The 12,517-nt window shown below is 74.2% G+C and carries 10 protein-coding genes and 1 pseudogene; 3 read left to right on the forward strand and 8 right to left on the reverse strand.

Annotation, left to right across the window (positions count from 1 at the left end):
- The 7 genes and pseudogenes from ABZ806_RS21730 to ABZ806_RS21760 all read right to left on the reverse strand — a co-directional run.
- Window positions 1-185: pseudogene (locus ABZ806_RS21730) on the reverse strand (hypothetical protein); the annotation flags it as partial.
- A gap of 48 nt (window positions 186-233) precedes the next feature.
- Window positions 234-1,466, reverse strand: a complete 1,233-nt coding sequence (locus ABZ806_RS21735) for an ROK family transcriptional regulator (RefSeq protein ID WP_500219156.1) — start codon at window positions 1,464-1,466, stop codon at window positions 234-236.
- A 132-nt stretch (window positions 1,467-1,598) separates the two neighbouring features.
- Complete coding sequence (locus tag ABZ806_RS21740; RefSeq protein ID WP_500219157.1) at window positions 1,599-2,138, reverse strand: FHA domain-containing protein; 540 nt, start codon at window positions 2,136-2,138, stop codon at window positions 1,599-1,601.
- A gap of 174 nt (window positions 2,139-2,312) precedes the next feature.
- A complete protein-coding gene (locus ABZ806_RS21745) occupies window positions 2,313-3,518 on the reverse strand; it encodes an acyl-CoA dehydrogenase family protein (RefSeq protein WP_500219158.1) in 1,206 nt (401 codons plus the stop codon).
- Between the two features lie 110 nt (window positions 3,519-3,628).
- Window positions 3,629-4,699 (reverse strand): DUF3616 domain-containing protein, encoded by a 1,071-nt coding sequence (locus ABZ806_RS21750; RefSeq protein ID WP_500219159.1) that lies wholly within the window; start codon window positions 4,697-4,699, stop codon window positions 3,629-3,631.
- 61 nt (window positions 4,700-4,760) lie between these two features.
- Window positions 4,761-5,915: a cytochrome P450 gene (locus ABZ806_RS21755; protein WP_500219161.1), complete on the reverse strand. Its 1,155-nt coding sequence runs from the start codon at window positions 5,913-5,915 to the stop codon at window positions 4,761-4,763.
- A gap of 61 nt (window positions 5,916-5,976) precedes the next feature.
- Complete coding sequence (locus ABZ806_RS21760; protein WP_500219162.1) at window positions 5,977-7,368, reverse strand: KamA family radical SAM protein; 1,392 nt, start codon at window positions 7,366-7,368, stop codon at window positions 5,977-5,979.
- 142 nt (window positions 7,369-7,510) lie between these two features.
- Between ABZ806_RS21760 and kdd the strand changes: the two genes are divergently transcribed.
- On the forward strand, window positions 7,511-8,569 hold the full coding sequence (gene kdd, locus ABZ806_RS21765; RefSeq protein ID WP_500219163.1) for an L-erythro-3,5-diaminohexanoate dehydrogenase: 1,059 nt from the start codon (window positions 7,511-7,513) through the stop codon (window positions 8,567-8,569).
- Window positions 8,570-8,621: 52 nt separating this feature from the next.
- Window positions 8,622-9,953 carry a DUF2252 domain-containing protein gene (locus ABZ806_RS21770; protein ID WP_500219164.1) on the forward strand — a complete coding sequence of 444 codons (1,332 nt, stop codon included), beginning with the start codon at window positions 8,622-8,624 and terminating at the stop codon, window positions 9,951-9,953.
- 28 nt (window positions 9,954-9,981) lie between these two features.
- On the opposite strand, the gene ABZ806_RS21775 is transcribed toward ABZ806_RS21770, so the two are convergent.
- Window positions 9,982-11,574: a PP2C family protein-serine/threonine phosphatase gene (locus tag ABZ806_RS21775; RefSeq protein ID WP_500219165.1), complete on the reverse strand. Its 1,593-nt coding sequence runs from the start codon at window positions 11,572-11,574 to the stop codon at window positions 9,982-9,984.
- A 97-nt stretch (window positions 11,575-11,671) separates the two neighbouring features.
- Here ABZ806_RS21775 and ABZ806_RS21780 point away from each other — a divergent pair, with 97 nt between their 5' ends.
- A complete protein-coding gene (locus ABZ806_RS21780; protein ID WP_500219166.1) occupies window positions 11,672-12,472 on the forward strand; it encodes an SAM-dependent methyltransferase in 801 nt (266 codons plus the stop codon).
- Window positions 12,473-12,517 lie beyond the last annotated feature (45 nt).

Consider the following 12,517-nt stretch of genomic DNA (forward strand, 5'->3'; position numbering starts at 1 on the left):
TCTCCGGCGTCCTGCACCGCCTTCACCGGGTGGGGGGCGCTCCAGCCGCGCCCGCCCTCGTTCGTGGGCGGCGCGCCGGCCCGCGGGCCGCCGCCGGACGGGCCGCCGCCGGCCGTGCAGCCGGCGGCGAGGGCGAGCCCGGCGGCGGCGAGGGCGGCCGCGAGGCGTGGTGGGGTGGTGGGCACTGGGTCCTCCTTGGGGGTGGGGGAGGGCGTGCGGTCTTCCGGAACGGGTCAGGGGACGGTGGTGGAGAAGACCTCGTCGCGGGTCTCCCTGAGTGCCTGCTGGAGCGCCCCGGCCAGGACGGGGTTGCCCTCGACGGTGCTGAGCCGCACCCCGGGACGCGGGATCGTCAGGCTGTGCAGGTGCTGTTCGACGCGCGCGCGGAGCGGTTCCCCGCCCGCGCGCAGGACGTCGCCGGTCAGGACGACGAGTGCGGGGTCGATGACGGCCACGACGGTGGCGAGGGTGGCGCCGAGCCGGGTCGCCAGCTCGGTGAGGGCCCGTTCGGCGCGCGCGCCCGCGTCCGTGGCGGTGCGCCGGCCGGTGTGCTCGACGTCGGCGGCGGCGCGGCCGAGGGCGGTGGCGGCGTCGCGGCCCCGGAAGCCGTGCTCGCGCATCAGCCGCAGCACGGCGCCGCCGCCGGTGAGGCTGTGCACGCCGCCGGTGTGGGTGCGGCGGACGTCCCGCATCAGCGGCGCGCCCACCGCGGGCATGTAGCCGATCTCGCCGGCGCCGCCCGTCGCGCCGCGGTGCAGGGCGCCGTCCAGCACGACCGCCATGCCGACGCCGTCGGCGACCCACAGCAGCACGAAGTCGCGGGGGCCTCCCGCCTCGGGGGCGGCCTGGCCGCCGGCCCGCTCGGCCAGCGCGGCGAGGTTGACGTCGTTCTCGATCGCGACGGGCATGCCGAGCCCGCCGGTGAGCGTGTCCACCAGGGCGGGGATGTGCCAGCCGGGGATGTGCGCGGCGTAGCCGAGCCGCCCGGTGGCGGGGTCGACGGCGCCCTGGATGCCGATGACGGCGCGGGCCAGGCCGGCGCGGGCGAGCCCGGCCGCGGCGGCGGCGCCGTCGAGCGCCTCGGCCGTCCGGGCGACGGCGTCCACGCCGGTGCGCGCGGGGGTGGGCAGGGTGTGCTCGCCGACGACCGTCCCGGCGAGGTCGGCGACGCTGACCCGGATCCGCGCCGGGGTGACGTCGGCGCCGGCGACATGGGCGGCGGCGCCGTTGATCCGGTACAGCTCGGCGGTGCGTCCGGGCAGGCCCTCCCGGATCCCGTCGCGGACGACGAGGCCGGCCTGCTCCAGCCGGGCCAGCAGCTGGGAGGCGGTCGGCTTGGAGATGCCGGTGAGGTCGGAGATCTGCGGCCGGGTCAGCGGCCCGCGCGCGAGCAGGGCCTCCAGTGCCGCGCGGTCGTTGATGGCCCGCAGCAGGCTGGGGGTCCCCGGGACGGGGGTGGTGGACACGGCGGCGCCTCCGAGTTAAGAAGGTTTCCTAACTTGGAGGAGAAAGTAAGGACTCTTAACGAATACGTCAAGCCCCCCGGCAGGACCCGGACCGCGGGGGCGCCGAGGGGGCGCCGCGGGGGCGGGGGTGCGCTAGGGGGCGGCGGCGATGAAGCGGGAGTTGCCGAAGCCGACCTCGTCGCCGGGCCGCAGCCGGATCGGGCCGGTCAGCCGCCACCCGTTCACCCGGGTGCCGTTCATCGAGCCGAGGTCGGAGATCATCCAGGTCTCGCCGGCCCGGTAGATCTCGGCGTGGAACCGGGAGACGGTCAGGTCGGTGAGGATGAACTGGCAGGCCGGGGCGCGTCCGACGACGATCCGCTTCAGGTCGGCCGGCGGCAGCATGAACCGGGGCAGCCGGGGCGCCCGCCAGGCCGCCTCGATCCGCGCCGTCACCTGCGACACCGAGGACACCAGCCCGGTCAGCCGGTCGAGCACGCGGTTCTGCGGCGGCAGGTCGTGCACGATGCCGGCCAGCTCCGCCTGGCTGCGCGCCTGCAGCACCTGGTCCACACGGCGCTCGAACGTGTCGTTCGACATCCGGCCCTCGGCCACGCGGTCGCTGAGGACGCGCAGGGCCCGGTCCCGTTCCGTGTCGGACGCTCTCACCGGGAATGAGGCCTGACCGTCCATGGCTGTGAGTATCCAGTCCCCATCGTCGGCTGTCCAGAAATGGCCTTCGGCGGGGGCCGGGCGATCGCCCTCACCCGCCCCCCACCTCTTCGACGGCGCGCCCGCCGCGAAAGTTCGCGGCGGGCGCCGTGGAGCACGCGGCGGGCGCCGGCCTCGGGACCGGACGGCGCCGGGTCAGCGGGACAGCAGGTCGCGCGCGATGTGCGTCACCTGGATCTCGTCGGTGCCCGCGTAGATCTGGAACGACTTGGCGTCGCGGGCGAGCTGCTCGACGCGGTACTCGCTCATGTAGCCGTTGCCGCCGAACAGCTGGACCGCCTCCTGCGCGACCTCGCTGGCGGCCTGCGCCGCGTACAGCTTCATCGCCGACGCCTCGGCGAGCGTCGGGGCGCGGCCGGCGCGCTGCATCTCGATGTGCCGGAACACCAGGTTCTGGACGTTGAGCCGCGCGACCTCCATCTTGGCCAGTTTCAGCTGGATGAGCTGGAAGTCGCCGATCCGCTGCCCCCACAGCTCGCGGGTCTTGGCGTACTCGACCGACAGCTTCAGGCACTCCTCGATGACGCCGAGCGCCATCGCCGCGACGCCGGCGCGCTCGGTGACGAAGTTCTGCTTGGCCGACTCCTTGCCGCCCTGCGAGCCGGACGACAGCAGGCGGTCGGCCCCGGCGCGGACGTCGTTGAGGAACAGCTCGCCGGTGGGGGAGGAGTGCAGGCCCATCTTGCGCAGCGGCCTGCTCTGCTCCAGGCCCTCCATGCCCCGGTCGAGGACGAACGTGAGGATCTCGCGGTCGCGCGCGTCCCGCCCGTCGTCGAGCTTGCAGTAGAAGACGATCGTGTCGGCGTAGGGGCCGTTGGTGATGAAGGTCTTGCTGCCGTTGATGACGTACTCGTCGCCGGTCTTCTTCGCCGTCGCCTGCATGCCGCCGAAGGCGTCCGACCCGGAGTTGGGCTCGGTGATCGCCCAGGCGCCGACCTTCTCCATGGTCAGCAGCGGCAGCGCCCAGCGCTCCTTCTGCTCGGGCGTGCCGCGCTTCATGATGGTCCCGGCGGCGAGGCCGAGCCCGACGCCCATCGCCGACACCAGGCCGGGCGCGACCTTGCACAGCTCGATGACCGGGATCATGGTCATCGCCGCGTTCCCGCCGCCGGAGCGCTCCTCGCCCTCCCCGGACTCGCCCGCCTTCTCCCTGGCGATCCGGGACTGGAAGGACGAGCGGGCCATCTCGTCCATCCCGAACGTCTTGTAGAGGCCGCGCAGCAGGTCGTACGGCGGCAGCTCCCCCGACTCCAGGGCGTCCAGGTTCGGCCGGACCTCGGCGTCGATCCAGCCGCGCACCGCGTCCCGGATCATCAGGTCTTCGTCGGACCACTCGATCATGCTCTGCCCTGCCCCTTCGCGTTCTGCCGGTTCGGGGCCCATCCAAGCAGAACACAGAAGCAAGCGCTTATTCGGGTACCGCCGGCCGGGACCCGCTCAGCCGGGGCCGCTCACCCGAGGTCCACGACGTCGGCGAGGACGCCGCCCGCGTCGGTGAGCCGGGCCGCGGACGGGCTGTCGTAGACGACCATGAGCCGCGTTCCGGGCTCGTCCAGCACCGCGATGCCCTCGGCGTGGTCGTCGCCGTCGCCGTAGGGCAGCTCGCCCAGCGTCTCCAGCTCCTCGGCGGGGACGATCTCGGCGGCGTCCAGGCGCGCCGCGTCCGGCCACCGGACCACGCGCACCGGGCCGTCCAGGTCCATGCTGGGGCCGGTGAGGACGAGCAGGTCGTCGCCGTGCGGGCACAGGTCGCGGATGCCGAGGCCGCCGAGGTCGAGGAAGTGCGTGCGGTAGCGGTCCGCGCCGTCGCCGACGGGCAGCAGCCGCAGCCGCCGCGGGTCGCCGGGGTCGGTGTCCGGGCGGATCTCCACCAGCACCGCCCAGCCGCGCAGCACCGGGCCGCGCAGGCCGATGTAGAGCCGGTCGCCGTGCGCGGCGACGCCCTCGATGTCGATGCCGTTGTCCTTGCTCGGGATGGACAGGAACGGCGCGAGGTGCGGGTCGTCCGCCAGCAGGTCGGTGATGGAGTCCTTGTCCAGGCCGAGGACGGCGGCGGTGCGGCCGTCCCCGGCCTCGCGCACGACGGCGGGCAGCCCGTCCTCCCCGGTCACCAGGGGGAGCCGGGCGAGGATGAAGCGGTTGTCCTCGCGGACGACGGTGGCGAGCCGCTTGCGCGCCTTCGCCGCGCTCTGCCCCGGCTTGATCTTCTTGCGCTTGAGGCTGTGCGAGCCGATCGCCCACAGCCAGCCGTTGGCGCGCGCGAGGCCCTCGATGTCGGCCTCCTCGTCGGGGCCGGCGGGCAGCGGGACGAGGTCGGCGAGCGCGACCGTGGTCTGCCCCTCGTAGCCGGCGACGCGGCCGTCGCCGTCCAGCACGGCGGTGAGCCGCTCGATGGTGGCCGTCTCATCGCCCGCGACCCACAGGCAGCGGCCGTCCTGGCGCACGGCGGACAGGTTGGTGTGCGTCTCGGCTTCCCGGCTCTGCAGCCCGAAGCGCAGCTCGATGCGGCGTTCCACGATCATGGCGACATATTCCCATATCCGGCGCGCCCCTTTGGGCCGTCCACGGGGCCTGAACTGGCCTTTATTCGTCCCACCTGACGTCCAGGCGCGGCGGTTTGCGGAACACCAGGCCGTGCGGGCGGGCGGGGCGGTCCGGGTCGAGGCGGAGTCCGGGGAGCCGGTCCAGCAGCGCGGTGAGGGCCGTCCGGGTCTCGAGCCGGGCCAGGTGGGAGCCGAAGCAGAAGTGCGGGCCGTGCGCGAACGCCAGGTGCTCGGCCGCGTTGTGCCGCCGCACGTCGAAGCGGTCGGGGTCGGGGAAGACCGCCGGGTCGCGGTTGGCGCCGGTGATCGACACCCGCACCAGGTCGCCGGCGCGGATCTGCGCGCCGCCGAGCGCGGTGTCGCGGACGGCGTACCGGTCGACGACGGCCGCCGCGGGCTCCAGCCGCAGCGACTCCTCGATCGCCGCCGGCAGCAGTCCGGGATCGTCGCGGACGAGCCGCAGCTGGCCGGGGTGCCCGAGCAGGTGCAGCGCCGCGTTGGCGATCATCCCCTCGGTGGTGTCGATGCCGCCGAACATCAGGATCGCGGAGTTCGCGACGACCTCCGGCGTGGTCAGCCGCGCCTCGTCCCGTGCGGCCTCGGCCAGCAGGGAGCCGGGGCGCGAGGCGGTGATCGCCTCCTCGACCGCCGCGGTGAGCAGCCGGTACGCCGCCGCGGCGGTGGCCGGGGCGGTGCCGCCGGCGGTGATCGCCGAGACCGCGTCGACGAACGCGCCGTACCAGGACCGGACGGTCGCGGCGTCCACGCCGTCCAGGCCGAGCGCCTCGGTGACGACCGCGACGGCGAGCGGCCCGGCCAGCTCGCCGCGCAGCTCGGCCCGCCCGGCGGGGGCGAGCCCGGCCACCAGCCGGGCGGCCTCGTCCTCGACGAACGCGGTGAACCGCTCCCGGGTCCGCGCCGGGCGGAACGGGCGCGCGAACGGGTCGCGGTGCCGGGTGTGGGCGGGGCCGTCCAGCGACAGCATGCTCGGCCCGACGACCTGCGCGGTGGAGAAGCGCGGGTCGTCGACGGTGAAGGCGGCGGGGTCGCGCAGCACGCGCAGCGCCAGGTCGCGGGAGGTGACCAGCCAGCCGCCCAGCTCGGGGAGCAGGGCGGCCGGGGCGCGCTCGCGCAGCTCCGCGAGGTGCGGGTGCGGGTCGTCTTCCAGGTCGGCGGCGGTCAGCTCAGAGATCACCCTTACAAGGGTATTCCGCTGCATACCGGATCTACAACGTAAAGGCGCCGGGCGGGTCGCCTCACGCGGCCCCGGAACGCTCCCGCCACCAGGTCCGGCCCTCCTCCGGCAGCGTGTAGATCGGGTCGTGGTACTCGTACCGCCGGGTCAGCGCGTCCGGGTCGGACAGCTCCAGGCCGGTGCGGTAGTTCTTCGTCCAGTAGGAGATGCCGCGCTCGCGGTCGTAGTCGGCGAGCTGGTGCACCCACCGCTTGCCGACGTAGGGGACGTCGCAGACGATGCGCGGGGTGGCGAACCCGGGCAGGTAGCCCATGATCGCGTGCTGCAGCTCCTGGGCCTCCCACACCGCGAGCCGCCAGTGCTCGCTGTTCGGGATCATGTCGCACATGTACAGGTAGTACGGCATGATCCCGGCCTCGTCGAGCAGCGCGAACGACAGGTCGAGCAGCGCGTCCGGGGTGTCGTTGACGCCGCGCAGCAGCACGCCCTGGTTGCGGACGTCGCGGATCCCGGTGTCGAGCATCGCGCGGGCGGCCCTGGCGACGAGCGGGGTCACCGACTGGGCCGCGTTGACGTGGGTGTGGATCGCGATCTGCGCGCCGCGCCGGTGCGCCTTGGCCGCCAGCCGCTCCATGCCGGCGCGGACGTCGTCCTGCAGCCAGTGCTGCGGCAGGCCCATGAGCGCCTTGCTGGCCAGGCGGATGTCGCGGATGTTGTCGATGTCCAGCAGCGCGTCGACGAACGACTCCAGCCGCGCCCACGGCATGTTGGCGACATCGCCGCCGGAGACCACCACGTCGCGGACGCCGGGGGTGCGGCGCAGGTAGTCCAGCATGGCGCCGAGCCGGTCCGGCGGCTTGGTGGTGAACTTGTGCTTGTCGACATTCGGGGTGGAGTTGCCGACCAGGTCCATGCGGGTGCAGTGCCCGCAGTACTGCGGGCAGGTGGGCAGGAGCTCGGCCAGCACCTTGGTGGGGTAGCGGTGGGTGAGGCCCTCGACGGCCCACATCTCGGCCTCGTGCAGCGAGTCGCGGGAGGCGTGCGGGTGGGACGGCCAGTCGGTGCGCCGGTCGCCGAGGACGGGCAGCATGTAGCGCCGCACGGGGTCGGCGTGGAAGGCGGCGGTGGACGAGGAGTCCATCGTGTTCAGCATCTGCGGCGGCACCAGCATCGACATGGTGGCGCGCTCGGCCTGGTCGTGCTCCAGGTCGGTGTAGAACGACTCGTCCAGCCGGTCGCCCATGACCTGGCGGAGCTGCCGCAGGTTCTTCACGCAGTGGGCGCGCTGCCACTGCGCCGACTCCCATTCCTCCCGCGTGACGTCGCGCCATCCGGGCAGGCGCCGCCAGTCGGGCTCCTCCAGGGGCCGGCGCCGGTAGGCGTACGGCTGGCGTGCGGTCCGGTCGGACGCGTCGCCGGATACGGCCGCGTCCGGGTGCAGGGCAGTGGTCATCGTCGACCCCCTCCTCGCCTCACATTGATCGCGCAAAACTCTTGTATGAGCCCGACGTTACGGGAAGACTTTCGATGAAACCAGTGGTGCCCTGAACATCTTGCGCTACACCAGGCGATTTCGACAGAGAGGCGGGACGGCGATGACGGTGCCGGCGGGGACGGGCGGGACGGCGGGGACGGCGGTGGGGCTGCACCGGGTGCTGGAGCCGGCGGGCGTGCTGCCGCAGGCCGCGCACCGGCTCGACACCGACCCGGCGATCCGGCCCGGCGAGGTCCGCATCGGCGTCGAGCGCCTCAACCTGGACGCCGCCTCCTACCGGCAGCTGCACACCGCGCACGGCGGCGACCCGGACGCGATCCGCGCCGAGGTGCTGCGGATCATCGGGGAGCGCGGCAAGATGCACAACCCCGTCACCGGGTCGGGCGGCATGCTCGTCGGCGTCGTGGAAGAGGCCGGGCCGGAGTCGCCGCTCGGGCTGAAGCCGGGCGACCGCGTCGCCACGCTCGTCTCCCTCACCCTCACCCCCCTCGCGATCACCGACGGCCTCGCCGGCTGGGACGGGCTGTCCGAGCAGGTCCCGGCGCGCGGCCACGCGATCCTGTTCGCCCGCTCCATCGCCGCCGTCCTGCCCGCCGACATGCCGGTCCCGCTCGCCCTCGCCGTCATGGACGTGTGCGGCGCGCCCGCCCTCACCGCCCGCGTCGTCGCCGCGAAGTCGGCCCCGTCGGTCGCGGTGCTGGGCGCCGCCGGCAAATCCGGCTCGCTGGCGCTCGCCGCCGCCCGCCGCGCCGGCGCGTCCCGCGTGATCGGGCTCGTCCCCACCGCCGAGGAGGAGGAACGGCTCACCGCGTCCGGGCTGGCCGACGCCGTCGTGCGCGCCGACGCCCGCGACCCCGTCGCGGTCGCCGCCGCCATCGGGGAGCCGGTCGGCGTCACCGTCGTGTGCGTGGACGTGCCCGGCTGCGAGCACGGCGCGATCCTCGCCACCGCGCCCGGCGGCACCGTCGTGTTCTTCTCGATGGCGACCTCGTTCCCCGCCGCCGCGCTCGGCGCCGAGGGCCTCGCCGCCGACGTCACGATGCTGATCGGCAACGGCTACGTCCCCGGACACGCCGAGACCGCCCTTGACCTGGTCCGGACGGAACCGGCCGTGCGCGCGCTGTTCACCTCCCGGACGGGTCCGGATTCGGCACAATGACCGGGAACGCCCCGGCAGCGGCGGGGCTCACCCGATCATCGAGGGAGAGAGCATGGCGAGCATCACCGGGGAACTGCGCGGGCGGGACCCGAAGGAGCGCCGGGCGCAGATCGTCGACGTCCTGGTCGAGGCGTTCTCGGACCTGATGGAGCGCAGCCCCGCCGAGTTCCGCCGCCGCTTCCGCAAGATGGCCTCCGACCCGTTCGCGTTCTACCGGGGCAGCGCCTGCCTGTTCTACGCCGACATCGCCGGCGACGACGACCCCTGGGCCGACGAGCGCACGTCGCGCGTGTGGATCCAGGGCGACCTGCACGCGCAGAACTTCGGCACCTACATGAACGACGACGGCGTGTTCGTCTTCGACGTCAACGACTACGACGAGGCCTACGTCGGCCACTTCACCTGGGACGTCAAGCGGCTCGTGGCGAGCCTGGCGCTGCTGGCCTGGCAGAAGGCGATCTCCGACGCCGACATCCGCCGGCTGATCGAGACCTATGTGCGGGCCTACGTCGACCAGGTCCGCGGCTTCGCCGCGCACGAGGGCGACGAGAAGTTCGCGCTGACCCTCGACAACACCGACGGCTACGTCCGGGACGTCCTCGTCGCCGCGATGGGCGGCACCCGGATCGGGCTGCTGGAGGGCATGACGGTCGTGGACGGGCCCGACCGCCGGTTCCGCGACCGGCCCGGCGTCCGCCGCCTGGACGAGGCCGAGCGCGCCGAGGTCGAGGCCGCCTACCGGGAGTACCTGGACACCATCCCGCGCGAGAAGCGGTTCGGCAGCCTCACCTACGAGGTGAAGGACATCGTGGGCGCGTCCGGGTTCGGCATCGGCTCGGCCGGGCTGTCGGCCTACAACATCCTGGTGGAGGGCAACACCCAGGCGCTGGAGAACGACGTCATCCTGTCGATGAAGCAGGGCAACGTCGCCGCGCCCAGCCGCGTCGTGGACGACCCGCGCATACGGGAGTACTTCCAGCACCACGGGCACCGGACCGCCGTGTCCCGCCGGGCGCTGCAGGCCAACAGCGACCCGTGGCTCGGCCACACCCGGATCGGCGGCGTCGGCTACGTCGTCCAGGAGCTGTCCCCCTACGAGGAGGACCTGGACTGGGGCGGCCTCACCGAGCCGGAGGACATGCTCTCGGTCCTGGACGACCTCGGCCGCGCCACCGCCAAGGTGCACTGCGTGTCCGACACCGACTCCGACCACACCCTGGTCGGGTTCCAGGTCGAGGACGCCATCCACGCGGCGATCGGCCCGGACGAGTCGGCGTTCGTCGAGGCGATGGTCGCGTTCGGCACCGAGTACGCCGAGATCGTCCGCGACGACCACACCTACTTCGTGGACGCGTTCCGCAACCACGAGATCCCCGGCCTCTAGCTCCGGACCCCGCCCCGCCCCGCCCGGCTCAGCCGGCGGGGCGGATCAGGAGCAGGGCGATGTCGTCGTGGCCCTGCTGGTCGGCCAGCAGGGCCAGGACCCCGTCGGCGGTGTCCTCCAGCGAGCCGGCCTGCGAGGCGACCAGCGCGGACGCCAGCCGTGCGATGCCCTCGTCCACGTTGCGCATCCGGCTCTCCACCAGCCCGTCGGTGTAGAAGGCGAGGGTGGCGCCCGGCGGGATCTGCGCCGCGGCCTGCTCGTAGGCGGCCGGGTGCGCGGGGTCGGACACCCCGAGCGGCAGCCCGTGCGGGAACGCGAACCGCCGCGCCGTGCCGTCCGGGAGGGCCAGCAGCGGCGGCGGATGCCCGGCGCACGCCACCTCGCAGTGCAGCGTCGCGGGGTCGCAGACCATGCACAGGCAGGTCGCGAACTGGGCGGCGTCCAGGTCCTGGGCGATGGAGTCGAGCCGCTCCAGCACCTCGGCGGGCGGGAACTCGCAGCTGGCCAGGGTGTGCGCGGCGACCCGCAGCTGCCCCATCGCCGCGGCGGCGGTGACGCCGTGCCCGACCGAGTCGCCGATCACGATCGCGACCTTGTCGCCGGGCAGCGGCACCACGTCGTACCAGTCGCCGCCGACGCCGCTGCGGGCCGGCAGGTAGCGGTGCGCGATCTCCAGCCCGGCCGGCGCGGCGACCCCGGCGGGCAGCAGCCCGGACTTCAGCGTGGTCGCGGTCCGGTGCTCGCGCCGGTACAGGCAGGCGTTGTCGACGCACGTCGCGGCGCGGCCGGCGAGCTCGGCGGCCAGCGCCGTGTCGGCGGCGGCGAACGGCAGCCGGCCGCGCTTGCGGCTGAACACCGCGAACCCCAGCGCCCGGCCCCGCGCCCACAGCGGCACCGCCAGCAGCGACACGTGGTCGAGGAGGCCGTCCAGGACGCGCCCGGTCTGCCGGGCGAGGGCGTCCTGCACGGCGTCGCCGCCGAACTCGGTCATCTCGCCGGTGGTGAGGCACCGCGCGTACGGGGTGGACGGCGGGTAGACGATGACCTCGTTGACCGGGAACTCGCGGGACCACTCGCGGGGGTCGTCCTCGGCGAACGCGACCGCGAGGCGCCGCACCACGGCCGAGCCGTCGGCCTCCGCCGCGGGCTGGTCGTCGTCGGCGAGGAGCCGCTCCAGGACGTAGATGGCGCCGGCGTCGGCGAACCGGGGGACGGTGACGGCGACGATCTCGCGGGCGGTGCGGTGCAGGTCGAGGGTGGAGCCGATGCGGCGGCCCGCCTCGTTCAGCAGCTCCAGGCCGCCCGCCCACGGCGGGGACACCGTCAGCGCGACGGCGGTGGCGCCGCCCGCGCAGGCGATGGGGTCGCAGGCGACGGACACGCGGCCCCCGGCGAGCGGCAGCACGCCGGCCCAGGACCGGCCGGATGCGGCCGTCTTCAGCGCGGCGGCGAGCGGCTCGGCCGCGCCGGGCCGGTCGAGCAGGGCGGGCAGCGCCGCCCCGACCGCCGTGCCGGCATCGCGGCCGAACAGGCGTGCCGCGCCCTCGCTCCAGCCGGTGATCCTGCCCTCCGGGGTGAGCAGGACGGTCACCGGCCCGGGCCGTGCGGGGTGGTCGGACATCGGTCCTCGCTGTCCCGTTCGCGGGGTACCTCCGGGGCGCCGCGAGTTACGCTGAGTCCGCCCCGCACGGCACCCCTCGGTCTAAGGGAGACGATGCATGGACTCCGAGTGGATCCCACCCGAGGTCGACAGTCAGAGACCCAGCGTCGCACGGGTGTACGACTTTCTGCTCGGCGGAGCGCACAATTTCGCGTCCGATCGTGATCTGGCGACCGGGCTGCTGCGGGTCGAGCCGCAGGCGCGGGAGCTGGCGCGGGCGAACCGGGCGTTCCTGCGCCGCGCCGTCCGGGTGCTCGCCGCGGCGGGCGTCGCGCAGTTCGTCGACATCGGGTCGGGCATCCCGACGCAGGGCAACGTGCACGAGGTCGCGCAGAGCGTGAACCCCGGCGCGCGGGTGGTGTACGTCGACAACGACGACGTCGCCGTCGCGCACAGCCGCAGCATCCTGGCCGGCGACGAACGCACCGCGGTCCTGCAGGCCGATATGCGCGTACCCGGCGACATCCTGGCCGCCCCGGAGCTGGCCAAGCTCGTCGACCTGTCCGAGCCGGTGGCGTTCCTACTGGTCGCGGCGCTGCACCTGGTCAAGCCCGAGGAGGACCCGGCGGGCATCGTCGGCGCGCTGCGCGACGCCGCCGCGCCCGGCAGCCACCTGGTGGTCTCGCACCTGACCCACGACGCGCAGCCGGGCAAGACCGCCGCGATCGGCAAGCTCTACGACCGGGCGACCTCCCCGGCGGTCGCCCGGTCGCACGCCGAGATCCTCGGGTTCTTCGACGGCTGGGAGCTGCTCGACCCCGGCCTGGTGTACGTGCCGCTGTGGCGCCCCGGCGAGGGCGACGCCGTGGACGACCCCGAGCGGTTCCTCGTCTTCGGCGGCGTCGGCCGCCTCGGCTGAGGCGCCGCCGCCGCACCGCACTCGGCGGCCGACCACCCGCCGGCC

The organism is Spirillospora sp. NPDC047418 (genome assembly GCF_040643275.1).
Classification (GTDB): domain Bacteria; phylum Actinomycetota; class Actinomycetes; order Streptosporangiales; family Streptosporangiaceae; genus Spirillospora.